General features: G+C 72.4%; 22 protein-coding genes and 1 pseudogene. 11 read left to right on the forward strand and 12 right to left on the reverse strand.

Annotated features, from left to right (window positions below; translation table 11 throughout):
• The coding region (locus AOK23_RS25410) for an MFS transporter (RefSeq protein ID WP_206336290.1) at positions 1–658 on the forward strand (658 nt) is incomplete at its 5' end.
• 24 nt (positions 659–682) lie between these two features.
• Here AOK23_RS25410 and AOK23_RS25415 read toward each other — a convergent pair.
• Both AOK23_RS25415 and AOK23_RS25420 read right to left on the reverse strand, forming a co-directional pair.
• Complete coding sequence (locus tag AOK23_RS25415) at positions 683–1,486, reverse strand: VOC family protein (protein WP_055714960.1); 804 nt, start codon at positions 1,484–1,486, stop codon at positions 683–685.
• Between the two features lie 110 nt (positions 1,487–1,596).
• Positions 1,597–2,757 carry a beta propeller repeat protein gene (locus tag AOK23_RS25420; RefSeq protein ID WP_055714961.1) on the reverse strand — a complete coding sequence of 387 codons (1,161 nt, stop codon included), beginning with the start codon at positions 2,755–2,757 and terminating at the stop codon, positions 1,597–1,599.
• A gap of 261 nt (positions 2,758–3,018) precedes the next feature.
• Here AOK23_RS25420 and AOK23_RS25425 point away from each other — a divergent pair, with 261 nt between their 5' ends.
• The gene (locus AOK23_RS25425) at positions 3,019–7,167 is read left to right on the forward strand and encodes a P-loop NTPase family protein (protein ID WP_055714962.1); all 4,149 of its coding nucleotides are present in this window, start codon (positions 3,019–3,021) and stop codon (positions 7,165–7,167) included.
• 228 nt (positions 7,168–7,395) lie between these two features.
• On the opposite strand, the gene AOK23_RS25430 is transcribed toward AOK23_RS25425, so the two are convergent.
• Entirely contained in the window at positions 7,396–7,959 is a 564-nt protein-coding gene (locus AOK23_RS25430; protein WP_055714963.1) for a snapalysin family zinc-dependent metalloprotease, read from the reverse strand.
• Positions 7,960–8,293: 334 nt separating this feature from the next.
• Between AOK23_RS25430 and AOK23_RS25435 the strand changes: the two genes are divergently transcribed.
• Positions 8,294–8,545: an inner-membrane translocator gene (locus AOK23_RS25435; RefSeq protein ID WP_240496553.1), complete on the forward strand. Its 252-nt coding sequence runs from the start codon at positions 8,294–8,296 to the stop codon at positions 8,543–8,545.
• 54 nt (positions 8,546–8,599) lie between these two features.
• Here AOK23_RS25435 and AOK23_RS25440 read toward each other — a convergent pair whose 3' ends face one another.
• Positions 8,600–9,628, reverse strand: coding sequence for a LacI family DNA-binding transcriptional regulator (locus tag AOK23_RS25440; protein WP_055714977.1), 1,029 nt, complete (start codon positions 9,626–9,628; stop codon positions 8,600–8,602).
• A 715-nt stretch (positions 9,629–10,343) separates the two neighbouring features.
• Entirely contained in the window at positions 10,344–11,027 is a 684-nt protein-coding gene (locus tag AOK23_RS25445; RefSeq protein WP_338056515.1) for a restriction endonuclease, read from the reverse strand.
• Positions 11,028–11,318: 291 nt separating this feature from the next.
• Between AOK23_RS25445 and AOK23_RS25450 the strand changes: the two genes are divergently transcribed.
• Positions 11,319–11,957 (forward strand): HAD family hydrolase, encoded by a 639-nt coding sequence (locus AOK23_RS25450; RefSeq protein WP_055714979.1) that lies wholly within the window; start codon positions 11,319–11,321, stop codon positions 11,955–11,957.
• Positions 11,958–12,442: 485 nt separating this feature from the next.
• Here AOK23_RS25450 and secD read toward each other — a convergent pair whose 3' ends face one another.
• The 4 genes from secD to AOK23_RS25470 form a co-directional block, all read right to left on the reverse strand.
• Complete coding sequence (secD, locus tag AOK23_RS25455; protein WP_055714964.1) at positions 12,443–14,722, reverse strand: protein translocase subunit SecD; 2,280 nt, start codon at positions 14,720–14,722, stop codon at positions 12,443–12,445.
• A gap of 72 nt (positions 14,723–14,794) precedes the next feature.
• On the reverse strand, positions 14,795–15,199 hold the full coding sequence (locus tag AOK23_RS25460; RefSeq protein WP_055714965.1) for a hypothetical protein: 405 nt from the start codon (positions 15,197–15,199) through the stop codon (positions 14,795–14,797).
• A gap of 253 nt (positions 15,200–15,452) precedes the next feature.
• Positions 15,453–16,232, reverse strand: a complete 780-nt coding sequence (locus AOK23_RS25465) for a response regulator (RefSeq protein ID WP_079049699.1) — start codon at positions 16,230–16,232, stop codon at positions 15,453–15,455.
• A complete protein-coding gene (locus AOK23_RS25470; protein ID WP_055714966.1) occupies positions 16,207–17,187 on the reverse strand; it encodes a HAMP domain-containing sensor histidine kinase in 981 nt (326 codons plus the stop codon). The genes AOK23_RS25465 and AOK23_RS25470 overlap by 26 nt, the downstream gene beginning before the upstream one ends.
• A gap of 359 nt (positions 17,188–17,546) precedes the next feature.
• Between AOK23_RS25470 and AOK23_RS25475 the strand changes: the two genes are divergently transcribed.
• From AOK23_RS25475 to AOK23_RS25490, 4 genes are all read left to right on the forward strand, one after another.
• Positions 17,547–17,876 (forward strand): TraR/DksA family transcriptional regulator, encoded by a 330-nt coding sequence (locus AOK23_RS25475; RefSeq protein ID WP_055714967.1) that lies wholly within the window; start codon positions 17,547–17,549, stop codon positions 17,874–17,876.
• Positions 17,877–17,930: 54 nt separating this feature from the next.
• Positions 17,931–18,299, forward strand: coding sequence for a TraR/DksA C4-type zinc finger protein (locus AOK23_RS25480; protein ID WP_055714968.1), 369 nt, complete (start codon positions 17,931–17,933; stop codon positions 18,297–18,299).
• Complete coding sequence (locus AOK23_RS25485) at positions 18,296–19,099, forward strand: rod shape-determining protein (RefSeq protein ID WP_055714969.1); 804 nt, start codon at positions 18,296–18,298, stop codon at positions 19,097–19,099. The genes AOK23_RS25480 and AOK23_RS25485 overlap by 4 nt, the downstream gene beginning before the upstream one ends.
• A 344-nt stretch (positions 19,100–19,443) precedes the next feature.
• Positions 19,444–20,358, forward strand: coding sequence for a nuclear transport factor 2 family protein (locus tag AOK23_RS25490; RefSeq protein ID WP_055714970.1), 915 nt, complete (start codon positions 19,444–19,446; stop codon positions 20,356–20,358).
• A gap of 81 nt (positions 20,359–20,439) precedes the next feature.
• Here the strand turns inward: AOK23_RS25490 and AOK23_RS25495 are convergent, their stop codons facing one another.
• Entirely contained in the window at positions 20,440–21,009 is a 570-nt protein-coding gene (locus AOK23_RS25495; RefSeq protein WP_055714971.1) for an AMIN-like domain-containing (lipo)protein, read from the reverse strand.
• A gap of 112 nt (positions 21,010–21,121) precedes the next feature.
• Between AOK23_RS25495 and AOK23_RS45515 the strand changes: the two are divergent.
• A pseudogene (locus AOK23_RS45515) lies at positions 21,122–21,824 on the forward strand (aminoglycoside adenylyltransferase domain-containing protein); the annotation flags it as partial.
• 88 nt (positions 21,825–21,912) lie between these two features.
• On the opposite strand, the gene AOK23_RS25505 reads toward AOK23_RS45515, so the two are convergent.
• A complete protein-coding gene (locus AOK23_RS25505; RefSeq protein ID WP_055714973.1) occupies positions 21,913–22,758 on the reverse strand; it encodes an SDR family oxidoreductase in 846 nt (281 codons plus the stop codon).
• Positions 22,759–22,906: 148 nt separating this feature from the next.
• Here AOK23_RS25505 and AOK23_RS25510 point away from each other — a divergent pair, with 148 nt between their 5' ends.
• Positions 22,907–23,317, forward strand: coding sequence for a winged helix-turn-helix transcriptional regulator (locus tag AOK23_RS25510; protein ID WP_055714981.1), 411 nt, complete (start codon positions 22,907–22,909; stop codon positions 23,315–23,317).
• A 24-nt stretch (positions 23,318–23,341) separates the two neighbouring features.
• Here AOK23_RS25510 and AOK23_RS25515 read toward each other — a convergent pair whose 3' ends face one another.
• Positions 23,342–25,420, reverse strand: a complete 2,079-nt coding sequence (locus AOK23_RS25515; RefSeq protein WP_055714974.1) for a SpoIIE family protein phosphatase — start codon at positions 25,418–25,420, stop codon at positions 23,342–23,344.
• 213 nt (positions 25,421–25,633) lie between these two features.
• On the opposite strand from AOK23_RS25515, the gene AOK23_RS25520 reads away from it, so the two are divergent.
• Entirely contained in the window at positions 25,634–26,224 is a 591-nt protein-coding gene (locus AOK23_RS25520; RefSeq protein WP_055714975.1) for a TetR/AcrR family transcriptional regulator, read from the forward strand.
• Positions 26,225–26,391 lie beyond the last annotated feature (167 nt).

Genomic DNA, 26,391 nt, shown 5'->3' on the forward strand with positions numbered 1-26,391 from the left:
CACCCGTACCGCCCCTTCCGCCCCGGACCGCCCGCACTCCCTCCTGCGCGACATCGCCGACGGTCTGCGCTGGACGTGGCGGCAACGGTTCCTGCGTGTCCTGCTGGTGACCGCCGCGGGCTTCGGACTCGTGTTCTCCGCGCTGACCTTCACCGCGATCGTCGCCGCCCGGCAGAGCGGCGCCGCGCCGGCCGATGTCGGCCTGATGATGGCGATCTCCGGTGCCGGCGGGCTGCTGGGCGCGCTGGCCGCTCCCCGGCTGCAACGACGCAGCCCCGCGTCCGTCGTGCTGGCGATGTTCTGGGTCGCCGCCGCGGCGATCCCCGCGATGGCCGTCCGGCCCACCGCCTGGATCATCGGCCCCCTGCTGGCCGCCGCCTTCTTCCTGGCTCCGGCGGCCAACGCGATTCTGTACACCTATCAGATGACCATCACACCGGATCACTTGCAGGGCAGGGTGCTCAGCAGCCTCGCGCTCATCGGCGGTGCTGCGGCCCCGGTCGGGCCGCTCGCCTCGGGACTGGTCCTGGAGCACTGGGGTGTGCGGGCCGCCCTGCTGTCGATCGCGTCCGTCATGGGACTCGTGGCTCTGGGGGCCACCTGGAGCCGCACCGTCCGACACCTGCCCCCGCTGGACCTGGCCAGGGCCGTGGGTTGAGCCCGGTCGGCCCGCCCCGCGCGATCAGTTCGGGGCCGGGGTGAGCACCACGAAGTCCGCGTTCGACGGGTCGAGGCAGACGGCCAGACGGCCCACGCCCGGCGCGTCCTCCGGCCCCATCTGCACACTGCCGCCGTTCGCGGTGACCGCGGCGACCGCCGCGTCACAGTCGGCGACGGCGAACACCGGGTGCCAGTACGGCCGCCCGTCCGTCAGCGTGAGATCCCCCTTGCCGAGCTGCATGAGGCCGCCCTGCATACGTTCCTCGGGGAGTCCGGCGGGTGTGATGAGGGTGTACGTGCCTCCGCCGCCCGGCAGTTCCATCTCGCCGAACCGCCAGTCGAAGACCTTGCTGTAGAACTCCTTGGCGGCCGTGGCGTCGCTCGTGTACAGCTCGGTCCACGACAGCGAGCCGGGCTCGTCGGCGAGTTCGAAGCCCGCGTTCTTCCCCGGCTGCCAGACGGCGAACTGACCGCCCAGGGGGTCGTTGTACTGGGCCATCCGGCCCCAGTCGCCGAGGTCCCTCGGCGCCACCCGCACCGTGCCGCCGGCCTCCTCGACCGTGCGGGTGGTGGCGTCCGCGTCGGTCACCGTGTAGTAGATCATCCAGGCGGAGCGGGCGCCCTCCTCGGTGAGTTTGCCGAGTCCGGCGACGACCTTGCCGTCCTTCCGGAACATGCCGCCCTCCATGTCCTCCCCCTCTACCTCCCCCATGGGCTCGTACTCCCAGCCGAGCACCGCCCCGTAGAAGGCCGCGGTGGCCCGGACGTCGGGGGCACCGAGGTCCAGCCAGCAGGGGGAGCCCGGGGTGAGGTCAGTGGTGATCACGGCAAGTCCCTTTCTCGAGTCCTTGGGCCTCACCCTGACACCTGACGCGGCCGAGCGCGCGTCGACCGCCGCGGAGGGCCGGCAACGGCCGCCGGTCCCCCGCGGCCCCACTACTTATGACGTCTCCACGTGCGTCCGCCGTCGCCGGAGATCCACAGCCCTTCGCCCTTCACCAGGTCGTACGACGGTGTCGTCGCGTCGGCGATCCCGTAGAGCGTCTTGCCGTCGACGGCGAAGGACCTGAACTTCACCGGAGTCCTCAACCGGCGGAAGGTGGTGTTCGTGCGGTCGGTGGCGAGCCAGTGACGGCCGCCTTCCTCACCGATGAGGACCCGCCCGTCCGCGAGGACCTCCAGGTCCAGCCACTCCGGGTCGGTCGCCAGCTCCTTCCACGGGATGCCGCCGCCGAAGATCTTCCGCCAGTGCTCGCCGCCGTCCGAGGTGATCAGCAGGCCGCGCACGCGCACGTCCTCGCCGCCGTCCTCGCCGCCGTTCTCGATCCGGGTGAGGGACAGCACCGCGCTGCCGCCTCGCGCGGCGACGTCACCTGCCCCGTAGGGCTTCGGCACGACCTTGGAACCGAGGGTGCGTCCGTCACGCTGCCATACGACCCGGTGGGGCTCGTCGGTCAGGGGCTCGACCAGGTTCCAGGCGGTGCCCTGCTCGTCGACGGCGAGGTGGACGGCACGGTCGGGCACACCGGCCAGGGGCGCCACCGTGCGCGTGGCGGGCCGGTAGACGTTCGTCTCGCGCTCGGCGAGCAGGACGTCGCCGGCGCGGCTGCCCACGGATGTCCCGCTGGTGACGACCTTGTGCCGCTTGCCGCGCACGTCGAGGCCGTACGGCCGCCCCGTCCCCTCCCCCGGCACCCGGACGAAGCCGCCGCGAGCCCCCTTGAAGCGGACCCGCGCCGCCTCCATGTCCGTGTGCTCCGCGCGCTCGGCCACCGTACGGCCGTCGCGGTCGACGATGCGCCAGGCGGTGGCGGCCGGCCCTTCGTCGTCCTCGACGTTGCGGAGGTCGTACATGAGGAGCATCGAGCCGTTGTCCGCGTGGGCCACGCCGCTGGGGGCACCGGCCGCCCGGATCACGTCGGCGGGGCGCGGATGGGGGTCGCGCAGGACGCGCTTGTACTTCGCCTCCCGGTCCCCCGAGGGGCTGACGCCGGAACCTTCCGGACCGCCGGCGGTGAGCGTCAGCACCGTTCCCGTCGCGACCGCCGCGGCCACGAGCCCGACCGTGCGCCTACCGCGCTTCCTGAGCCATGTCATGTTCACATGCTCGCATGCGGCAACAGACGCATGCGTCCGCAACTTCCTTGCCTGGCTGGGGATTTGGGGACACCCCGTCTTCCCCGCGCGGCGCGTTCGTCGGTTCGAGGGACGAGGGTCACTGACTCGGGGGTGGCTCCGGGAGTCGGCGTTGGCGGTCTCCGCTTCCGGAGGCATGCGTTCACGTCGGGGTGTGCCAGGATCGTGCCGGATCGATGCGGGCAGCCGCCCGGTGGCGGGTGGGAAGGGGGAGCGGCACCGGTGCTCGGCAAGTGGTGGAACCGCGCGGGGCGGCGTGAGCCCGTGGGGGTCGGCGGCACTGCCGTCGCCGCCGGACCGGGGGCGGTCGCCGCCGGCGGTGACATCGGCATCGCCGTGACGGGCAACGGCAACAGCGTGTACGTGGGCGGTATGCCGCGCGTCGCCGTCTCCGACTACCGGTACCAGGTGGAGTCCGTCGCCGCCGCCGAGTTCCGCGAGCGAGAGGGAGAGCTGGCGGCCATGGCGACCTTCTGCCGGGCCCCCGAGGCGTCGGACGCGGCTGCGGCCGCCTACTGGCGATGGCTCGCTCCCGCGTGGGCCGGCAAGACGGCTCTGATGGCCGAGTTCGTCCTCCATCCTCCGCCGCACGTCGACGTGGTGTCGTTCTTCATCACGTCACGACTGAACCGACAGAACAACCGTGCCGCCTTCTGCGAGGTGGTGCACCGTCAGTTCTACGCGCTGCTGGGCCAGGAGGAGCCCGCCGTGACGGAGTACACGCGGGAGGAGAGCCTCCGCGCGGCGATGGAGCGGGCGGCGGCCTCCTGCGCGGCGCGTGGCCGGCGGCTGGTGCTGGTGGTCGACGGCCTGGACGAGGACCGGGGGGTGTTGGCCGGGCCGGACAGCCACAGCATCGCCGCGCTGCTGCCGCGTACTCCCTCGCACGGGATGCGGGTGATCGTGGCGGGGCGGCCGCATCCTCCTGTTCCGGCCGACGTGCCTGCCGGCCACCCGCTGCGGGACGGCTCCATCGACCGGTGGTTGCGGCCTTCGCCGTTCGCCGAGGGGATCCGGCAGGAGGCCGAGGACAGTCTCCTGCGCATGCTGGACGGAGGCGGTCTGGCACGGGACCTCCTCGGACTGGTCACCGCGGCGGGAGGAGGTCTGACCGCCGCCGACCTCTCCGCGCTGGCACACACACGACCACGGCTCGTGGAGCGGGAGTTGGGCACCGTCACAGGGCGTGCCTTCCGGATGCGCACCCCCCACTGGTCCGCGCGGGAGGGCGGCCACCCGGCCGACGGCGTCTACGTCCTGGCCCATGAGGAGATCCAGCGCAGCGCGCTCGACCTGATGAGCGAGGACGAACTGACCGCCTACCGTGAGCGGTTGCACGCTTGGGCGGCCTCCTTCCAGGAACAGCAGTGGCCCGCGCATACGCCGGAGTATCTGCTGCGCGGGTACAGCCAGCTCCTGCGTACCCAGCAGGACACCGCCCGGCTCGTACGGCTGGCGGGGGACGCGCACCGCCACAACCGCCTCTGGCAGCGCGCCGGTTCCGATCTGGACGCGCTGTCGGAACTTGCCGCGGCGTTCGACTCCCTGCGGGCCGACGGGAGGTGCGAACCGAGCGACGTCAGCGATGCCTTCATGCTCGCCATGCGGCGTGACGCCCTGCGTTCCCGCAGCGAGAGCCTGCCGGACGCGTTGATCGCCGTGTGGGCGGGCCTGGGGCACGTACGGCGAGCGGTCGGTCTGGCTCGGGCCCGCCAGGACGTGTCGGCCCAGTTGCGGGCGTTCGGTGGAGTGGTCCAGACCCTGGTCGCGGCGGGCGATCCGGCGCAGGCCGCGGAGGTCGCCGTCGAGGCGGCGGAACTGGTGGCCGTCGTTCCCGAACAGCGTCGCGAGGAGGCGACGGAGCTCGCTGTGGCCCTGCTGGCCGTGGCCGGTCACCACCACCGGGCGATCGATCTCGCGCGGACGTTGCCCTCCCCCGCCGTGCGGGACCAGGTGCTGGCGGGTGCCGCCGTCTCCGCGCTCCAGGCCGGGCAGCGGGCGTCGGGGGCTGCCGTCGCCCGTGCGGCCGCCTCGTCCGTTCCCGACATCGTGGCCGTCTCGACCGTGATGGTCATGATCATGAACGGCCGGTACGCGGAGGCGTTGACCGAGACCGGCACCATCGGCGACGTTGAACTGCGGATCCACCTCCTGCGGGACATCGCCGCGGCCATGGCGGAGAACGGGTTGTCCGCAGACGCCGTCGCGGTGTCCTGGAGTGTGCTCGCGGAGGGGGCGGACGCCGCGCCGGCGGCCGGTGCGGTGGCCCTGGCTCACGCCGGAGCCCTTGAGCAGGCAGTCGAACTGGCCCGGTCGCCAGCGGATCCGTACTCCCGGATGGAGTCCCTGGCGGGCGTCGCGGCGGCTCTGGTCGCCTCCGGGGCGGGGGATGGTGGGACGGGGAGCGGTACGGGATCCGGCGCGGGGGGCCGTGCAGGTACCAGCACGGAGAGCAGTACGGGTACCTGCGCAAGGAGCGGTGGTGCGGGCACCGGCACGCGGACGGGAACCGGCGCGCGCGCCGAGGCCGCTCGGAAGCTTGCTCTGGAGGCGGCCGCCCTCGCCGACGGGGTGACCGCGGACAATCTGAGGGCCCGTGGACTGACCATGGCGGCGCAGGCGTTGGCTCTCGCCGGTCGGTCGGCGCAGGCAGTCGAACTGCTGCAGCCCCTCAGATCGCCACGGGAGCGTGAAGAGGCCGTCGCGGACGTGGTCGCCGCCCTGGCGTCCACGCCCGAGGGCCTCGCCCCCGCCACCGGAACGGCTCGGAGCCTCGCGCTCTCCGCCAGCCGGAGCCGGGCACTGGCGCACGTCGCCTGGGCCCATCTGCGTGCGGGACGGCACGAGCAGGCGGCGGAACTGGCGCGTGAGGCGTCCGACGCCACCCGGCAGGACACCGCGCTGGGCGAGCCCTACCACCTCGGCCGGCTGTGCACGGCGTTGGCCGAGTCCAACGCCCCGGATCTCGCCGTCGGTGTCGCCCGCGGCATCGGCGACCCGGATGCGCGGGCCGACGTCCTCGTCGACGCCGCGTGCGGTGCGGCCCGCCGCGGGCTGCACCGCGCGGGGGCGGACGTCGCGCGCGCGATCGCCGATCCGTACCGGCGTGGCCGGGCGCTGGGATGGGTCTCGTCCTTCGCGGCCCTATCCGGATCGCTGGAACTCGCCGAGACGTTGCTGCGGGAGTTGGACAAGGCGGAGGACGAGCAGCCTCCGCGTTCCCTTCGCTCGTACGACCATCGCAAGGCGGCCCTGTCCTCGCTGGTCAGGGCCCTCACCGACGCCGGCCGGGACGACGCCGCACACGCCCTGACCGAGTCCGCGCCGCACACCTGGGACAGGGCGGAACTGCAGGCCGCCATGGCGCGAGGTCTCATCGCACGGGGCGAGGACGAACGGGCCCTCACTCTCGTGCGGGACTTCGCCTTCTCCCCCCGCGCGCCGCGGGCCCTCGCCCCGGTGGCCGCCGCGTGGGCGGCGGCCGACTCGGTGCCACAGGCCCTCGCCGCCCTGAGGGCTCTGCCCGACGCGGCGGCCCAGGCCGAGGCGCTCTCCCTCGCCGCGTCCTCCCTGACCCGAGACGGCCACGCCGCACGAACGGCCGCCCTGGCATCCCACGCCCGCGCCCTGGCCGACGCCCTGACCACTCCCCCGTGGCTCGCCCCGGACAGCGTCGCCGCGGCCACGGCGGGACTGGCCTGGACCGGGGAGCTCGATCAAGCCCGAACCTTGGCAAGGCAGTTGGTCGAGTCGTACGCGAGGGACGAGGCGATCGCGGCCGTCGCCGAGGCGATGGCGGCGTCCGGACGCCACGAGGAGGGCGTCGAACTCGCCGACAGCCTGCCGGAGCCGCTGATGAAAGGGCGGGTCCTCGCCTCCATCGCCCACTGGGCGGCCCGGCGCGGCGACTTCGGCACAGCCGTCCGCACGGGCGCCGCCATCGGTCACAGTGAGCATCAGGACTGGGCGCTCCTGGCGACAGTCGACTGCGCCGTGCGCGAGCACCGGTACGCCGAGGCCGTCGAGGCCGCCCGCGCCCTCACCGCGCCGCGCACCCGGGTGCGCGCGCTGTGCGCCGTCGACGCCGCGGCGCGCCGACACGGCGAGGACACTTTTGCCGATGTGGTGACCGGCGAGTTCGAGCCCGAAGCGTCCGGCTCCACGGCCCCGGAGGACGGGACCGGTGTGTGGCGCTGCGGTCTCAAGGCGGCCGCGGCCGAAGGATGGGGCGACAGCACACGGGGGCGTTCGGCGGCCGTCGAAGCGCTCAGCCTCGGCCCCTGGCATCGCTGCCTGCACGCCACGCGCTCCGCCGCGCCGCAGGCCCTGACAGAGGCGGTCCGCGCCGTCCTGCGCGACGGCGGGGCGTAGCGGGTGTAACGGGCGTAACGGCGTCGTTCGCGCCGCTCCGCATGCGTGGCCCGCCCGGTCGCGCTGGTCGTCCGTCCGGGGTCTCGTCGTGAGGAGGTACGACGGGCGCGCGTACGCCCGCCGCATGTGCTCCGGCAGGCGTACGACTGCGGGTCCGTTGGCGCTCGCGGTCACCCGTGTGCGTGGAAAGCGGGCCACCGGCGCTCCTCCCGAGTGGTGGAGCAGGCGTCAGTCCACGATGACCCCCGCCCGCACCGTCGGGGCCGGTCCGACGAGCGCGCCGCCGAAGTTGCCCTCGACCTCCGCCTTCTCCGCGGAGTTCGGATACGGGTTCGTGCAGGCGGTGCCCGCGCTGGACCCGGACATCAGGCTGGAGCACGGTCCGGGCTTGCGGTCGGGGAGGCCCAGGATGTGTCCCAGTTCGTGGGCGGAGATGCGAATGGTGTTGTAGCCCTGGTCGACGGCCTGGCGTCCCATGTAGACGGTTCCGTTGCCCAGGGAGGTGGTCAGGGCGCGCGGCCAGCCGTTGTCCGCGACGATCCGGATGTTCGCGCGTTGCCCGGTGGCGGCCGGCCGCAGTTCGACGGCGTCGACGCTCTCGTTCCAGATCGCCGCGCCCCGGTCCACCGCGCTTTTGAACTCCGCGGAGCCGCTGGCGTCGTAGGTGAGGACGCGGGCGGCGGCGGGGGCGTCCGCCACCGCGGGGGGAGCGGCCGCGGCCTGGCCTCCTGTGAGGGACAGGGACACCACCACGGCCGCGGCGAAGCCGCCGGTCAGCGTACGGATGTGCATGTTCGACCTCCTTGTGGGGGAAGGTAGTCGTGCTCATGACATTCTGGGGGTCACTGCCCGGTGGCGGTGAGGGTGAATCCGTCAATCTGGAGCGGCACTCGGCCGGACTGTCGTCCGAGGCCCTCTCAGCGATCGGTGAGGAGTTCGCGTCGAGAGGCAGGACTGGAGACGGCGACGCAGGACGGATGGTGAAGCATTGTCGGCGGCCGCCCCGTCGGAAGGCGGTACTCCGGGCGATGATTCAGCCCTGTCCGAACCTGCCGACGAGCAGCCCTCCGGCCTTGAGAGTGCCCTCACCGCAGGCTGCCTCCTGCTTCTCGTACTGGTGGCGGACGTGGCGGCCACGTTCTTGGTCGTCATCGTGCTCTCCGTCCGGGCACTGGGCCGGATGGACGCCGGCGCCGGACAGGGGGCGAACAGCTCTCTGCCCCCGGACTGGGGGCCAGTGGTGGGCTTCGGCGTCTTGGCCCTGGTGGTCGGCTTGACGGCCGTCGTGCTGCTGTGGGTCGGGCACCGGGTCATCGGAGCGGTGCAGTTGGCGCTCTGTGCCGTCCTGGTCGCCCACACGCTGGGGTTCTGGCCCTGACCCGGATGCGCCGGATGTGGTCGCGGCCATCGGAGACGCCGCGCAGTGAGCGGGTCACGTCGTGCCGCGCACACGCAGGCTCGGCGTCAGGACGATGGGGGGCGGCTGTTCACCTGCGAGCAGTCGGTCGACCTGGTGGATGGCCAGTTCGCCCAGCCGTCGCTTGTCGAGGTGGAGGGTGGTCAGTGGCGGGTCGACCAGATCGACGACGCTGAGCCCGTCGTAGCCGACCAGGGCGCAGTCGTCCGGTACTTGGACGCCGAGTCGGCGGGCGGCCCGGAGCGCGCCGATCGCGACCAGGTCGTTGAAGGCGACCACGGCGGTGAGGTCCGGGCGCGCGGCGTGCAGCGCTTCGAACGCGGCGGCGCCCCCGTCCGGGGACTGCTCACCCATGACGATCCAGTCCTCGTCGACGGGCAGCGCGTGTTCGCCGACGACGTCGAGGAAGGTGCGGCGGCGGAGCATCGGGGCGTTCACGCACTCGCAGTCGATCATGCCGATCCGGCGGTGGCCCCGGTCGATGAGGTGCCGCATCCCGGCCCGGATTCCGGCAGCGGTGTCGATGTGGACCAACGCGTGCTGCGACGAGTCCAGCCCACGATCGACCAGAACCAGCGGGACGGAGCCCGCATACGGTTCGAGCTGCGCGTCGGGATGGCTGATGTAGCCGACCAGAGCGTCGACCTGGTGGCCGAGTGAGCGGACCAGGGCCAGTTCCCGGGACCGGTCGTTCTCGGTGCTGGCCACGAGCACCTGCCAGTCACGTTCGTCCGCGGCGGCGATCACTCCCGCCACGAACTCCGGGAAGAAGGGGTTGACCACGTCGGGGACGATGAGCCCGACGGATACGACGTCCGGGCGGACCAGCCCCCTGCCGAACCGGCTGGGCCGGTACCGCAACTGTCTGGCGACGTCGAGCACACGTTGCTGGGTCCCCGGGTCGATCTCCCCCTTGCCGTTGATCGCCCGGGAGACGGTCTGGTGGGACACACCTGCCGCCCGAGCGACGTCGCGGAGCGTGACGCGCTTGACGGTGCGCGCACCCGGCGCCCGCTGGTCTTCCGTTTCCCGCTGTCCGGCCACGCTGCCCACTCACTTCTGTTCCTGTGCCGCCCGGTGTCCCAGTCAATCAGGTTCATGGATCTGCCGGTCCGGCACCGCCCGCCCGCTCCTGCCGCGGGAGGAAGGCAGCGCCGGCCCGCCCACGGCGGATCGTGCGCCGTCGGCAGCGGGCGTTGACGGAATCCGTTCTGTGCGCGACGATCCCGTTAGCGTTCACGTTAACGGTAACGGACCAGGCGAGGGAGAGCACAGTGGCCACTTCTCGAGGCCCCCTACCGCACGAGCCCCACCAGATGCTCCGAGGCGTGTTCCGCGGCTGGCACGAGCAGGTCGGCGCTTTGTCGGCACTGCCGGGCGCACCAGTGGAGCCGGACGACCCACAACCTTGGTGGCGCCAACTGAGCGGCCGGAAGCAGAGGCCGCGGCCAACACCCTCGACACGCACGAACCAGTCACCCGGGGCTACCCGCTGCGCCTGACCGGGCTTTCCGGCACCGGCTGACCCCACCTGCCCCGGTTCGCCGGTCTCCGTGGTGTCGGTCTGCGGCACGAGCCGGTTGCACGAAGCAGCTACGGGAGGCCCTGACCCTGCTGCGGGAGATCACGGACCCCTGGCGATAGGGCCGGCGCGGCGGACCGAGCCCGCGACCGAACTCGCGACCGGGTCCGGTCCCGCCCGGCCTCCCGCCGGCGTGACGCTACGGCGGCGCGGAGCCCGGCCGCTCAGATCCTCCGATCAGCCCTCCCCCGGCGCCAATGCCGGGCTCTCCGGGACCGCCTCCCAAGGGCACGGACCTGTGCCGTCCGTCCAACTCCTGAGCTTCTCCCCGTCCACGCACACGATCCCGCACTGGTCGGCGTACTCCGCCGCCGGCGCCGTGAAGTCGCTGGTGGTGACCAGTACGGCCACGTCGGCCTCGTGGACCGTGAAGCACGTGCCGCCGAAGCGCTGGAGGTCCTGGGAGCCGACGCGGTTCGATTCGCCGTAGTGCTTGCACTGGATGACGACCCGGCGCCCGTCCGGCGTCACCGCCACGACGTCGGCGCCCAAGTCCCCCGCCCCGCCCACGACTTCGACGTCCGAGCAACCGTCGCGCTCGCAGAGGGCGGCGATCGCCTCCTCGAACTCCTCCGGCGTCAGGAACTCGTAGCCGGGGTCGACCTCGACGACCGGGCGCTGTCGGGGGATCAGGTCCGTGTCCAGTTCCTCGGCCGCCTCCCTCGCCGCCTCGTCGAGCGCCGCCGCAGCCCGGCGCGCCGCCCTCACCACATGCAGGCGGCGACGCAGGCCCACGAGGGCGGCCACGCCTATGACTACCAGCACCAACACCCAGCCGGGACGCCTCTCGACGGCGCCTGCCACCATGCGGGCCACCCAGCCGAGAACGCTGATCAGCACTGCCAGGATGACGAAGAACAAGGCGGTCGAGCGAAGGTCGAACCGATGTCGGCGGTGCGCAGCCGATGTTCGGCGTCGGGGCAGAGTTCGTGTGCGGAGTGTCTGACGACCAGGCAGAATCCGCGTGCGCAGAGTCTGACGCACGGGCAGTGTTCGACGCGCGGGTACGGTCACGCCAAGCCCCCCTCAGGACCGATGGGAATGATCACTCCCCACCGTCTGCCCAAGATCGTCACCTTCATCGGCCGCACCGCCCTTGGCTGCGCCTGTCATGATCGACACGTGACCGGTGAAGCTGGGCGGCCTGGCCGCATGAAGTACGTTCTGTTCGATGTCGACGGCACGTTGATCGACGCGGTGAGCAACCAGCGCCGGGTCTGGGAGACCTGGGCGGCGCGCTATGGGCTGGATGCGGACGAGGTGTACCGGGTGGCTCTGCGGACGCGGCCGATGGAGACGTTCGCTCAGGTCGCCGCCGGCCGTGAGCCGAGCGAGTGTCTGGCCCTGTTGCACGAGTTGGAGGACGAGGACGTACGGTCCGGCGTCTACGCGGCTTTCCACGGAGCGTCGGAGTTGCTGCACGGTCTGCCGCCGGGGGCCTGGGCTTTGGTGACCTCGAACTACGAGCACCGGGTGCGCGGCCGTTTCGCGCGTACGGGCCTGCCCATGCCGGACGTGATCGTGGACGCGGCCGCCGTGGAAGAGGGCAAGCCCTCTCCCGTGCCCTATCTGCAAGCCGCTGCACGGCTGGGCGCCCAGCCTGCGGACTGCCTGGTCGTCGAGGACGCCCCGTCCGGAGTACGGTCCGGGCTGAGCGCCGGGATGACGGTGTGGGGCGTGAACGCCGCTGCCGCGGTGGAGGGCGTTCATCGCCACTTCGTCAGTCTGCGCGAAGCAGTTCCCCACATCCTCGCCTGGGCGGCCGGGCCGCCGAGGAATCCCGCGGTCTGAGCCCGACACCAGGTTCTGCGAATCGGCCGTGGTCGTCTCTTATCGGGGGTGGGCGAGCGCCTCGTCAGCGGGGTTGCCTCGCCAGGAATTCGATCAGTTTGATCTCGCTTCGTTCGAGACGTTCCCGCTGATCGCGAGGCAGTGACGCCAAGGCGTCGACCAGGACCCGCGTTCTGGGGACGTGCACCATCGCCCCCGTGTAGACCCGGCAGCCGAGGCACCAGGCCAGCCCTACGCAGCGCTCGAACTGGGGGGACTCGGGCGGGTAGTTGCGGTACTGGTACGAGCGAACGGGCGTTCTACAGGTCGCGCAGATCCGTCGCTCACCGTCCTGGACGGTCTCCCAGGTTCCGACCTTGCGCCACCGATACCTGTCGTCGGGTGCTCTTCACATCGTCATGTCGGCCATCCTCCCCCATGAGACGGCCGTTTGCCGAGGGTCGGTGTCCCCGTGGCCGTCTCACGCGGCTCTGGCACGTCGGCAGTCATGCGGGCTCGAGGGCTGCCCGCGTGGTCAGGGAGCGTGGGTGCAGTTCCACGGCCAAGGGGGCGGCGGTGAAGACGGACGAGTACGTGCCGACGGCCAGGCCGATGAGCAGGGCGAGGGCGAAGTCGGTCAGGGCGTCGTCGGCGAGGACGGCGAGGGCGGTGAGGATGAGGGCCGCGCCCGTCCCCGTGTTGACGGTACGGGGCAGGGTCTGCAGGATCGCCCGGTTGGTCAGGCGGGCCAGGGGTGCGGTGCGGTCACGGGCGAGGAGTTCGCGTACGCGGTCGAAGAGCACGACGGAGTCGTTGACCGAGTAGCCGATGACGGTGAGCAGGGCGGCCAGGAAGATGCCGTCGATGGGTTTGCCGAGCCAGGCGAACACGCCGGCGAGGATCAGCACGTCATGGGCGAGTGCGCCGACGGCCGCGGTGGCGAACCTCCAGCGGAAGCGGACCCCCAGATAGGCGAGTTGGGCGCCGAGGGCCAGGCTGAGGGCGATGAGGGCGTTGCTGCGCAGTTCGTCCCCCAGGGTGGGGCCGATCAGTTCGTCGCGGACCTTCTCCGCATCGCCACCGAGCCCGGCGATGGTGTCGGTGACGGCGGCCGTGTCGGTGTCGGTCAGGTCCTCGGCACGGACCGTGAGCCGGCCGTCACCGGAGGACTGGACGAGTGCGCGCGGGAATCCGGCGTCGGCGAGGGCGGCGCGGGCCCGGTCCGGGTCCACGGGGGCGCTGGTGGTGTACTCGACGAGGCGGCCGCCGGTGAACTCGATGCCGAAGTCGAGGCCGCGCACCAGGATGCCCAAGGCCGTCACGACGAGAAGGGCGGCGGAGGCCGCCAGCCAGCGGCGCGGATGCCGCATCAGGTGCGGACCGCGGCGCAGCAGACGGTCGCGGACCCAGCCGGTGTGCGCGATGCCCGTGATGCGGGGGCGGTGGTGGACGGCGGCGCGGCTCGCGGCGTACTCGGCGAGCACGCGGGAGATCAGCAGGGCGCTGACCATGGAGGCGAGGACGCCGATACCGAGGGTGACGCCGAAGCCGCGCACCGGGCCGGAGGCGAAGGCGAACAGCAGGCCGGCGGCGATCAGCGTGGTGATGTTGGAGTCGGCGATGGCGCTCAACGCGCCACGGAACCCGGCGGCCAGCGCCGAGCGCGTACTGGGGCGGTTGCGGTTGGCGTGCTCTTCGCGGGCGCGTTCGAAGACCAGGATGTTGGCGTCGACGGCCATGCCGATGGCGAGGACGAACCCGGCGAGACCAGGCAGGGTCAGCGTCGCCCCGAGCGCGGCCAGGGCCGCGTAGGAGATCAGTCCGTAGCAGGTCAGGGCGAGGGTCGCGAGCAGGCCCATGAGCCGGTAGACGGCGATGACGAACAGCGCGGTCAGCGACGTGCCGATGACGGCGGCCCAGGCGGCCGCGGTGATGGCCGCGTCGCCGAGCGTGGCGCCGATGGTGCGCTGTTCGATGACCTCCACCGGTAGGGGGAGGGCGCCGCCGGTGATGAGCAGGGCCAGTTCGCGGGCCTCGGCGGCGTCGAAGGAGCCCGTGATCTGGGTGGTGCCGCCGGCGATGCCGGCCCCGCAGGTCACGGCGGACGCGACCTGCGGCGACGAGATGATCTTGCCGTCGAGGACGATGGCGACACGGCGCTGAGGGTCGCCCGCCGGGTGACAGGCGGCGTCGGCCGTGATCCCGGTCCAGCGGTCGCGGCCGGTGTCGGTGAAGTCGATGGTGACGTGCCATCCGGCGCCGGTCTGCTGGTCGATGCGGGCGTCGGCGCTCTTGACGTCCTGACCGGTCAGCTCGGCGGCCTTCAGTCGCAGGGGCTGTCCTGTCTCGTCCGGCAGCACACGTGCGCCGGTGGGATCGGCCGGGGCCGCGGTGGTCTCGGTGTCCTCGGCCTGGCCGAGGACTTCGTGAACGGTGAGTTGCGCGGTGCGGCCCAGGACGTCGGTGGCCTTCTTCGGGTCCTGGACGCCGGGGAGTTCGACGAGGATGCGGTGGTCGCCCGAGCGGACGAGGGTGGGTTCGGCGACGCCGAGCGCGTCGATACGGCCGCGCAGTACCTCCACGGTGCGGTCGGTGGCCTCGCGACTCGCCTCGGCGGCAGGCGTGGAACGGGTCTCCAGCACGATCTGGCTGCCCCCGCGCAGGTCGAGTCCGAGACGGACCGGCACGGTCAGCGCGATGGCCAGCGATCCGGCGATCACCGCGAGGTCGAGCAGCGCACGGGTGCGCAGCGAGCGCGTGCGCAGCGAGCGGTTGTGGCGTTTCAAGACAAGCCTCCGGCAGGCATGACGCGGCAGCCGTTGCGCGGCCGCGACGGAAAGAGGAAGGAAGGGAGTTGCTCAGATGCCGGTGGATGCCGGAGGCGCCCGGCCCCGGTCGTGGGCCGACCTGCCGGGAGAAACGGCCGGGTACGCGGACGGGGCGGGTGCGTACGTCTCCTCGGCCGGGAGGAGGGCGGGATCGCGGGGGTCGGTGGCGTGGTGTTCCGGGAGTGTGGGGCGCTCGCCGAGATGTTCCTGCCGGGCCAGGACCTGGACCGCGCAGTCGAAGGCACAGGAGGCGTCCGCGCGGGGAGACGCGGAGGGCGCGGAAGGCGTGGCGAGCACGGACGGCGCGGAGAGCGAGGTGGGCCCGGCGAGCGCGGGCGGCGTGGGCATCGCCGTCATCAGGGCGGCGAGGAGCAGCACCAGGGCCGCGGCGAACCGCTGACCGGCGGCCGGGACGGCGCGGAGTGCTTGGCGCATGCGTCGTCCCTTTCTGGTCCTGGGTGGTCGGAGTCGGGTGACCGGCCCGGAGGGAGGAGCCGCCCTCGGCCGGGTCCCCGGAGGCCCGGGAGGTCGGCAGGACGCGGCGCCCCGGCTCGGTCACCGCCGGATGGCCGAGCCCGCCCCGTCACCGCCGGAACGGCGAAGTCGGCGACATCAGCGTCACCCACGGGAGAGTGCGGACCGCCGCCCTCGCCACCGTCCTGGCCGGGCCGGTGCCGAGCAGCGGAGGTCAGGGTTCGACGAGTCCGGCGCGAATCGCGTACCGGGTCAGTTCCAGCCGGTCGCGCAGGCCGAGCTTCTGCAGCAGGTTGGCCCGGTGGCGGTGCACCGTCTTGATGCTGATGACGAGGATGTCGGCGATGTCCTTGGAGGAGTGGCCCTCGGCGACGAGCTTGAGGACCTCTTCCTCCCGTGGGGTGAGGAGGCTGTCGGCCTTCTCCTCGCCGTGGCGGACCCGGTCGAGATAGTTGCGGATCAGGGCGGTGACCGCGCCGGGGTAGAGGAACGGCTCGTCGCGCATCGCGGCACGGCACGCGGCGACCAGATCGCGGTCGGCGACGGACTTCAGCACATAGCCGCTGGCACCTGCCTTGAGGGCCTGGAACAGGTACTGCTCGTTGTCGTGCATGGTGAGCATCAGGACGCGCAGGCCCGGCTTGAGCGTGGCCAGCGCGCGGGTCGCCTGCAGGCCGGTCATCCGTGGCATGGCGATGTCCAGGACGGCCAGGTCGATGTCCTGGCCGCGGGCCGCCTCGACGGCCTCCGCACCGTCCCCGGCCTCCGCGACGACCCGCAGGTCCGGTTCCCGCTCCAGGATCAGGCGTACGCCACGCCGGACGAGGGCGTGATCGTCGGCCAGCAGGATCCGGATCGGCGTCGACGAGACCCTGGCGCCGGAGCCATAGGGCGCCGAGGCCGTGGTGCTGTCCTTCGGCTCGGGGACCGAGGCCGCGACGGCCTCGGGCGGCAGGGCCGCAGCGGGGTCAGGCGGCGGGACCGGGGCGGGCATGGTCGCTGCTTTCTGGGGACGGGGTGGTGAGGCGGATCCGGGTTCCGGTACCGGGGGTGGAGGTGAGGTGCAGGGCGGCCCCGGCGAGGAGGGCCCGTTCGCGCATGCCGCGGATACCGGCGCCCTCGCACGGGGCCTCGATGCCGCGGCCGTCGTCGGTGATCTCCAGCACGGCCGCTTCCCCCTCGCGGCGCAGGCTCACGTCGACGCGGCGGGCGTCGGCGTGGCGGGCCGCGTTCGTCAGGCTCTCCTGCGCCACCCGGTACAGGACGAGTTCGGTCTCCGGGCGGAGGGCGGGCAGGTCGGTGTCGAAGCGGCGCACGACATGCAGACCGGTGTGGGTGGCGAAGTCCTGGGTGAGGGAGGTCAGGGCGCTGACCAGGCCGAGGTCGTCCAGTACACCCGGACGCAGCCGGCGTACCAGGCGGCGGACCTCGTCGAGGCTGTCCCGGGTGATCTCCTGTGCCTGCCGCAGTTCCTCGCGGAGCGGTTCGTCGGCGTCGTCGCCGGCCCGTTTGAGCACCAGCAGGATCGCGGTCATGCTCTGTCCGACCTCGTCGTGCAGTTCCTGGGCGATACGGCGGCGTTCCGCCTCCTGGGCGAGCAGGACCCGTGCGCTGGAGGTGGCGCGCTCGTGCTCCAGCCGGTCGAGCATGGCGTTGAACGTGCGGATCAATTCGCGCACCTCGCCGCCGGCGCCGGGCACGGGCAGCCGCTGGCCGGGGCGCAGCAGGTCGACGGTGGCCATCAGCCGGGTCAGCCGGTCCAGCGGGGCCAGGCCCAGACGCAACAGGGCGGCGTTGGCGACCAGCATGACGGCGAGGCCGCCCACCAGGATGAACGCCTCGGTCAGCAGGACCGGTACGGAGACGGTCACCGGAGCCCACAGCAGCAGTGCCGTAGCGGTGCCCAGCACCAGGGCGTTGAGCCCGAAGATCCGCCAGAACAGCGACATCGGGGAAACGCCTCCCTCCGCGAACCGACCTAGCTCCCCTCCACTGTCGGTCGTCGTGGAACCCTGGGGACCAATCGAAGCCTCTGATTGTGACCGTCCTCGCCCCACTCTGCCTTGAAATCCAGGAGGAAGCGAGGGGGGACGGTACCCATATCGGAGGTCGACAGGTACCCATGCGTATGGCTACCGCGGTTCCGGGGAAATAGGGCCCGCGCCCGATGGGTTTTCGGCGGGCGGACGAGCAGAGTCGAAGGTGACCGAGCCGCCCGGACGGCCGGCGCATACGGCGCCCCCGACCGTACGCCGCCGGACCGGGCGGCCGCTGCTGCGCCCGGCCCTCTTTCGGAAGGACCCTTCCCGTGCCCCTCGACCCCTCCCGGACCGATTCCCGTCCCACACGCCTGACCCCCCACGACGCGCGGCAGCGTCTCGAACACGCTCGCAACAGCCGCATCGCCCAGCTCCGGGCACTGCGTGAGAGTGGGCAGAGCGCGGAGGACCCCCTGATGTCGGCGCAGGCCGACGCGATCGGCAAGGTCCTCAAGGAGATCGACGCGGCGTTCACCCGCATCGACGAGGGCACCTACGGCACTTGCGTGGGCTGCTCCGCGCCCGTCCCCGCGGAGCGCCTGGAGATCCTCCCCTACACGCGGCACTGCGTCGCCTGCCAGCGCCGCGCCGCCGCCTGATCCACCCCACCGTCCCGCCCGTTACTGTCTCCCGCCCTGCTCACAAGGGGTGAAGTGGTGAACCACCAGACCATCGGCGTCCAGGCCACGCATCTGTCGCCCGAGGACCTCGCCGCGCTGCAGGAGAACCTGCACGAGCAACTCCTGTTCCGTCGGGAACAGCTGCGGCAGATCGCCGCGGCGTCCCGCACCGAGGAGCTGCGCCGGCGCCGCTGCCCGGCGCAGGACGAAGTGCACGTGAAGCTCGCCGCGTCCGCGCGTATGGTCCTCGCCGACGTCGAGGCGGCGCTGCGGCGCATCGCCGAGGGCCGCTACGGCATCTGCCACCTGTGCCGGCGCCCCGTCGACCGCGAACGGCTGACGGTCGTACCGCAGGCCCGTTACTGCGGGCGATGCCAGCAGGTGCGGGAGGCCGGGCGATGACCGTCATCCGCCGTCCCCGCGCCGCGTTCCCGGCCGGGCACCGGCCCTGGCCGCGGTGCGGGCGGTGCTGCGGTCTCGCCCTCGACCTGGGCAGCCTGCGCACCCGCGCGTGGATCGCCGGCCGCGGCGTGGTCCTCGACGTGCCCACGGTGACCTGTCCGGGCGCCGACGCGGTGTACCCGATCCAGCGCGGCACGATCGTGGACGTGCCCGGGACGGCCCGTATGCTCGACCGGCTGCTCGGTCACCGCCTGCCCGGCCTCACCCGCCCGTTGGTGGTGGTCACGACACCCGTGCTGGACGGTCCCGTCTACCGGGAACGGGCCCGCACCGCCGTGGAGGTGCTGCGGCCACGCGCGGTGCTGACCGTGCCCACGGCCCGCGCCGTCGCCCTCGCCGCCCGGGCCGACCTGTCGCGCCCGCTGCTGGTCGTGGACATCGGTGCCCATCTCACCGAGGTCGTCCTGCTGTGCGACGGCCTCGTCTTCGACGCCCGCCGTACGGCCCTCGGCACCGCCGACATCTCCCGCGCCGGTGACCCCGAGGAGATCGTCGAAGCGATCGCCACCATGGTCACCTCGATGCTCCGGCAGGATCGCACGTCCCTCACCGCCGACGCGCTGAGCCGTGGCGTGCTCCTGGCGGGCGGTGGCGCTCTGCGCCCGGACATCACCCACCGGCTCGGCGGCAGCCTGCGCACGTCGATGCGTGTGGTCCCGGCGCCGCACACGGCCGCCCTCCGCGGCGCCGCCGCCTTCCTCCGGTCCGCGCACGCCCACCCGTCGGCCGACGGCGCGTAGTCCGCGGCCGGGCGGCCCCGCCCGGGAGCCGGGACCGCGGGAGGGCCGCGCAGTGGACGCGGGCAGTGGAGCGCGAGGTCGCCGAGGCTGAGGGCGAGGGGCCGTGTGGCGTCGTGGTCGGGGGTGTGGGCGCCGGGACCGGAGGGGCCGGGTCCGGCCTGTCGGCGGGGGTCGTACCGCTGGTCGGCGGAGTGCCTGGCCGCGGCCGTCGCGATGGGATGAACACGCAGGCCAGGGGCCCGGGATGGGCGTGAGGACCACGCCCCTCGGGGCGCCGGCCCCAAGTGACGCATCGCCGACGCCCGTCGACCTGCCGGCCGACTGACCATACGCGGGAGACCCAAGTGAGATACCGGAAGACTCTGCCCTGGATTGCCGCCGTCGCCTTCCTCGCGACCGCCTGCGGCGGCACGTCCGCCACGGGCACCGACGCCACGTCGACGACGTCCTCCGCCGCCGACGCTCCGTCCGGCGCCGAGGAGAAGCGGAACAAGGCGCTGGTTCTGCGCCTGTACACGGAGGCGTTCAACAAGGGCCGGGCCGACGTGGTGAAGGAGCTCGTCGCCGCCGACCTCGTGCAGCACGAGAAGTCGGTGCCCGGTGGTGCCGACGGGCAGGTCGAGCTGTTCAAGAGACTGAAGGCGAAGATTCCCGGCGCTGTGGCCACCGTCAAGCACGTGGCCGCCGACCGCGACCTGGTGGCGGTGCACTGGCACGCGTCGGCGACCCCGGCCAAGGAGGCGACCGGTCAGGCCAAGGTCGACCTGTACCGGGTCCGGGACGGCAAGGTGGCCGAGCACTGGGGCATCACGCAGACCGTCCCGGCGAAGACGGCCAGTGGGAACTCGCTGTTCAACGACGTGTACCGGTACCCGCAGGGGGCACCGGCGCTGTCCGAGGAACAGGAGGAGAAGAACCGGAAGTTCGCGGTCTCCGCGTACCGCAGGCTCTCCGACGGTGATGTGAACGTGATCGACGAGAGGTGGGACTCCCGGTACTACCAGCACAACCCGGCGATCACCAACGGCACGGCCCCGCTGAAGCAGTTCCTGCAGCAGGGCGCGCAGGACGGAGCGTCGTCCGGCGGCGACTCCGACGGGGACGCTCCCGCCGCCGAGGGAGGCACCCGGTTCGGGCACACCCTCGCCGACGGGGATCTCGTGTGGGTCTTCAGCTCCGACTACGTCGTCGCGGACCTCTTCCGCGTGGTCGACGGAAAGATCATCGAGCACTGGGACGTCGCCGCCGACGGACAGTAGCCCGGGAGCCGAGGCCCAGGTGAACCCCGGCCGCCGGCCGTCGGGAGGCGGTGCGCCCGGCGGCCGGTCAGCGGCGGTGGCTCACCAGGTGTGGGCCACATCCACCACGAGATGCCCGTCCAACTGCAGCACCCGGAAGGGCAGACGGGCCCGCACTCCGAGTCCGAACTGGGTCTGGCCCTCGAAGGAGCCGCCGAACTTCGCGTCCCTGAAGGTGCGGTACCCGGTGAGGTTCACACCCGGCAGGGGCTTCCCGACCTTGCCGGGGTAGGTGGGAGCGCCGGAGTCGTAGGCCGGTGCTCGCACGACGACCTCCAGGATGGCGCCGCCGGTGACCGGGATGGTCTCGCCGGTCGGGTCCTGGATCAGCCGGTCCACGTACTGCACGGTGTAGCCGAGCTGGTCGGCGGACGCGCCGGGCACGTCGACGACGAACCGGTCGTAGCAGTCGTGGCGGCCGGTCCTGGCGTTCGTGATGTACTCGCCCGCCGTGCTGGACCAGTCCGTCTTGGTGAGACTGCCCCAACCGGTGGGGCACGCGGCCGCCGCGCGCGGGGCGGCGGCGGGAGCGGCCACGCTCGGTACTGCGGCCACACCCAGTGCGGCGGTCACGAGGGCGGCGGTCACGCAGACCGTTCTGCTTCTAGTCATTCTGTTCCCCCCAAGGGCGCGAATTGTCCGACATCAGGGGAGACATTCGGATCGGCCCGACGGTTGCACTCCGCTTACCTGAAAGTGGAAATTCCGCTCGCCGAAGGGGGACGTGCGGCTGCCGGTCCTGATCGAAGACGCGGCACAACTGCCTTCGTCACGTCCCAGCGATGTGGACGTGCTGGTCGCCTCCCGGCGGCGCACGGACGAGCGGGATCGACAGACCCTCCTCGGTGGGCTGCTCCGGATCTCCGGCGACCGCAACAAGGTCCGCCCGGTCGAGGTCACCGTGGTCGTCCAGTCCGAGGTGCGGCCGTGGCGGTACCCGCCGACCGGTGACGTCCTCTACGGCGAGTGGTTGCGTGCCGAGTACGAGGCCGGGGCGGTCCCCCGGCCGGAGCCGATGCCCGATCTGGCCCTGCTGATCACCATGGCGCTGACCGGCGACCACCCCCTCACCGGCCCCGCGCCCTGCGCGGGTCCTCGCCCCGGTACCGCGGGCCGACCTGGTCCGGGCGAGCGTGGCGGGCATCCCCGGCCTGCTCGACGGCCTGCGGAGCGACACCCGCAACGTCCTGCTGACCTTCGCCCGCATCTGGAGCACGCTCGCCACCGGCGGGATCATGTCGAAGGACGCCGCCGCCGACTGGGCCCTCGCCCAGCTCCCGCCCGAGCACCGCGCCGCCCTCGAGCACGCCAGGCAGCCCTACCTCAACTGCCCCTACTCCGAGGAGAGCTGGAGCGACGCATTGCGGGCGCGGGTAGGGCCGCATGTGGACCATGTGCTCGCCGAGATCGACCGGCTGCGCACCCGAGCCCCACGGATGCGAGGGCCGCTGTCTCAACTGCCGGTGCCGAAACTGACGGTGGTCCACCCGTGCCTGTCGAGCCCCCCAGCGGGGACTAGCGGAAGGCGGCGACGTGGCGTCGGGCCCAGTCGTCGAACGTCCGGGCCGGGCGGCCTAGGAGCTGCTCGACGGCGGGACTGACCTGCTGTTCGGCGGGGGTGGGCTCGCCGAGGATCGTCAGCGTCGTCTCCACCACCGGCTCGGGCATGAAGCTCAGCATCTGCGCGCGGGCCTCTTCACGGGTCTGCTCGACGAAGCGGACGAGTTCGCCGAGTGCGTCGGCTATCGCCTCGGCCCGTTGGCGGGGTGTGGTGAGCGCGGGTCCGGTCAACTCGTGGATCCTTCCGGTGTGGTGGTCCTCCCGCAGGGCTGCGGCGGCGGCCTCGGCGATGTCGTCCGGGTCGATGGTCGGCAGGCCGATGTCGGCGAAGGGCGCGCTGACGGTGCGCCGGGCGCGGACGGACTCGGCCCAGGCGTAGGCGTTGGAGTGGAAGCCGCCGGGGCGCAGGATCGTCCAGGCCATGCCCGCCTCCCGGACGGCGTCCTCGATGGCGCGCGCGACGTCACCGTGGGAGGCCGAGCCTGGCCGGGTGGCCACTCCCTGGGAGGACAGCAGGACGACCCGCTCGACGCCGCCCGCCTTGGCGACGTCGAGGATGGCCCGGGTGCTCAGCAGGTGCGCGCTGGGGCCGCCGTTCTGCAGGAACAACGCGTCGGCGCCGTCGAACACGGGCCGAAGGCTCTCGGGGTCGGTCAGGTCGGCCCGCAGGTGCTCGACGCTCTCGGGCACGTCGGCGTCCGAGATCCCGCGGGAAGTCGCGGTCACCCGTGCACCGGATGCCGCGAGGGTCCGCACCAGCGATCGGCCCACGTTGCCGGTCGCCCCCGTCACAACGAACATGAACAACTCCCTTGTCAGTAGGGCAGGTTGTCGCCGCCCGAGTGGGCGGGACCGTCGTCCGGGAGCTGCTCTCCGGGCGACACGGGGACGCTAACACCGTCGGTATAGTAGGTACCTAGAGGAAAGTGGCTATCCCGAAGGGGTGTTCATGGCGGGCGACACCGACTGGGTGGCAGCGGCCACGACCGACCCCGAACTCGCCTGTCCGACCAGCGCGGTCATCGACATCGTGTTCAGCCGCTGGACCACGCCGATCCTGTGGACCCTCCACACGGAGGGCCGCCAGCGGTTCGTCGAGCTGCAACGGCGGATCGGCACGATCACCCCGAAGGTGCTGACCCAGCGGCTGCGGCAACTGGAACGCGACGGCCTGGTCGAGCGCACGTACCACCCGGAGGTGCCACCCAGGGTGGAGTACGAGATCACCGACCTGGGCCGCAGCCTGGCCCCCCTCTTCGCGCACCTCGCCACCTGGGCCGCCGGCAACCTGGACAAGGTCGAGCAGGCCCGCCACGACTTCGACACCGACCCGTCGCGGGGCGCTCACTCCTCCCCTTGACGGCTCCCTCCGCCGCTGTGACCGCTATCCCTGTCGCTGGCCGTTCGTGCGGCGGGCCAGGAGCAGGGCCACGTCGTCGTCCGGCTCGGGGGTGAGGGCCGCGAGCAGCAGGTCGCAGGTCTGTTCCAGGGGAAGCCGGGTGTCGTCCAGGACGCGCAGCACGTTGTGCAGTCCCGCGTCGACGGACATTTCGTGGCTCTCGACCAGACCGTCCGTGAACAGGGCGAGCAGGGCCCCCTCGGCGAGTTCGTGCTCGCCGACGGTGAAGGGGACGCCGCCCACCCCGAGGGGGACACCGGCGGCGATGTCGAGGAGTTCGGCCTTCCCGTGCGGGCCCACCAGGACCGGCGGGAGATGGCCCGCACGGGAGAGTTCGCAGCGGCCGCGGCGGGGGTCGCAGACGACGTAGAGGCAGGTGGCCAGGGTGTCGGAGTCGCCCAGGGAGGCGGTGAGGCCGTCGAGGTGGTACAGCAGCTCGGCGGGAGGCAGGTCGAGCCGGGCCAGGGCGCGGGTGGCCGTACGGAGCTGGCCCATGATCGCCGCCGCGTGCACCCCCTTGCCCATCACGTCCCCGACGACGAGTCCGATCTTGCCGTCGTTGAGGGGCAGCACGTCGAACCAGTCCCCGCCCACCTCGCTGATGGCGGGCCGGTAGCGCGAGGCGACCTCCATGCCGCCGTGGTGCGGCGGTGCCTGGGACAGCAGGCTGCGCTGGAGGGTGAGCGCGATGTCCCGTTCCCGTCCGTACAGCCGCGCGTTGTCGATGCAGATGGCGGCGCGCGCCGCCAGTTCGACGGCGAGGGTGACGTCCTGGTCGTCGAACGGGCGGGGGTTGACCGTGCGGCACAGGCTGAGGGTGCCCAGGACCTCACCGCGGGCCATCAGGGGCACGGCCAGATAGGAGTGGACGCCGGCGCTGCGCAGGGTCTCGGCCGAGGCGGCGTCGCGGGCGATGCGCCGCAGAACCGTGTCGTCGACGTGTTCCCGCAGGATGGGGCGTGCCTCGCGGACGCACTGGGTGACCATCCGGGACGGGCTGTACAGGGCGGGCTGCCCGACCGGGTCGGCGGCCTCGATCGCGTCGGTGGGGTGGCTCGCCTTGAGGGCGAGGGCCCAGAAGTCGAGGGAACCGTCCGCGCGGGGCGCTGCCGAGCCACCGGGGTTGACGACGACGTCGAGAGCGTCCACGGCCGCGAGGTCGGCGAGCTGCGGCACGGCCACGTCCGCCAGCTCGCGTGCCGTCCGGCGCAGGTCGAGCGTGGTGCCGATACGGACGCCGGCGTCGGCGATCACCGCGAGCCGTTCCCGCGCCTGGGCGACCGCGGCCGCCGCCCGCTCCCGCTCGGAGACGTCGAGGACGGAGATCGCCAGGCCCAGGACCCGCCCGTTCGGGTCCTCGATGCGGTGGTACGACTCCGAGAAGGCGTGGTCCTCGGTGTCGGCTTCCGTGTGGCCGACCGTCTGCTGGTCCAGCAGCGGCTCACCCGTCCGCAGGACGTAGCGCATCCGTGACTCGATGGCGTCGACGTCGAGGGCGGGCAGCACCTCGCCGACACGGCGGCCCAGCACGGCCTCCTCGGGCACTCCGTTGAGGCGTTCCAGCGACGGGTTGACGCGCAGCCATCTGAGGTCCGGGTCGAAGACGGCGATCCCCACCGGCGACTGACTGACCAGGATGTGGGAGAGCGCCAGATCGCGTTCGACGTTGCGGACGGTCTCCGCGTCGGTGCCCAGGCCGAGGGCGAAGATGTCGCCGTCGGCGTCGCGCAGCTGCATGGTGCGGAACTCGACGCGGCGGGTGGAGCCGTCCTTGTGCCGTACCGGGAAGACCCCCGCCCAGCGCGCCCCGGTGCGGACGTTGCGAAACAGCTCGCGCGCCCGTGTCTGGTTCTCCGGTGCGACGAGCAGCGCGCCCGCGTCCTGGCCCAGCGCCTCCGCCGCGGGAAATCCGAGCAGTGACTCCGCTTCGGGGCTCCACAGTGCGATCCGGCCGTCGCTGCCGAGGACGAGCGCCGCCACGCGCAGCACGTCGAGCAGCCCGCCGGGCGCGGCCGTGATGCCGTCCTGCCAGCCGCTTCCGGCCCGGGTCTCTCGCTCGGGCATACCGGACACTCCTTCCGGCGGCAGCACGGGAAACCGGTCCCCTGCTGCCGGGCCCCCTGTCAGTCATACCTCCGACCCCGCGCCACCGCACGCCATCACCGTCCATGCCGAGCGGGCTCGGCGCCGTCGTACGGATCGGGAACGGTCCGGAGGGTGGATCGCCATGCGGGGAAAGTTCACGTACCTTCAGTACGTGAAGGACGGGGGGAGCGGATGACGCGAGGGATTCGGGCGGAGCAGCGGGAGCGGACCCGGCAGGCGCTGGTGCGGGAGAGCCGCCGATTGTTCGCCACGCTGGGGTACGGAGCCGTGGGCCTGTCGGAGATCGTGCGGGCGGCGGGCGTCACCAAGGGCGCGCTGTACCACCATTTCTCCAGCAAGGCCGAGTTGTTCCGGGCCGTGCTGGAGCAGGTGCAGGAGGAGGTGGCCGAGCGGATCGCCGAGACGGCGGACGCCCGGGAGGACACCTGGGAGCAGCTGATCTCGGGATGCCAGGCGTTCCTCACCGTCTCCACGGACCCGGTGATCCAGCGCATCATGCTCGTCGACGGTCCCGCCGTGCTGGGCTGGAGCGAGTGGCGGGCCATGAACGAGACGACGTCGGGGCGGCACCTGGCGCAGGTGCTCGGGGATCTGATCGAGGAGGGGACGATCACCGCGCAGCCGGTCGAGCCGCTCACCCATCTACTGTCGGGCGCGATGAACGAGGCGGCACTGTGGCTGGCCGCCTCGAAGGACCCCGCCGACCTCGACGACACGCAGAACGCCCTGGTGGCGATGTTGCGGGCCCTTCGGGTGACCTGACACGGGCCGGTGCCCCGCCACGCGCGCACGCGGCGGGGCACCTCGTCGGTGCGGGTGGGTGGGCGGTCAGGCCACGTCGAGGGGACGGCCCGCGCGGTGCGCGCAGGCGTAGCAGCCGCCCTGACCGCGGCGGAGGTTGTTGAGCGCGGGCGTGCCGATGTGTACGC

This window comes from Streptomyces torulosus (assembly GCF_001419765.1).
Classification (GTDB): domain Bacteria; phylum Actinomycetota; class Actinomycetes; order Streptomycetales; family Streptomycetaceae; genus Streptomyces; species Streptomyces torulosus.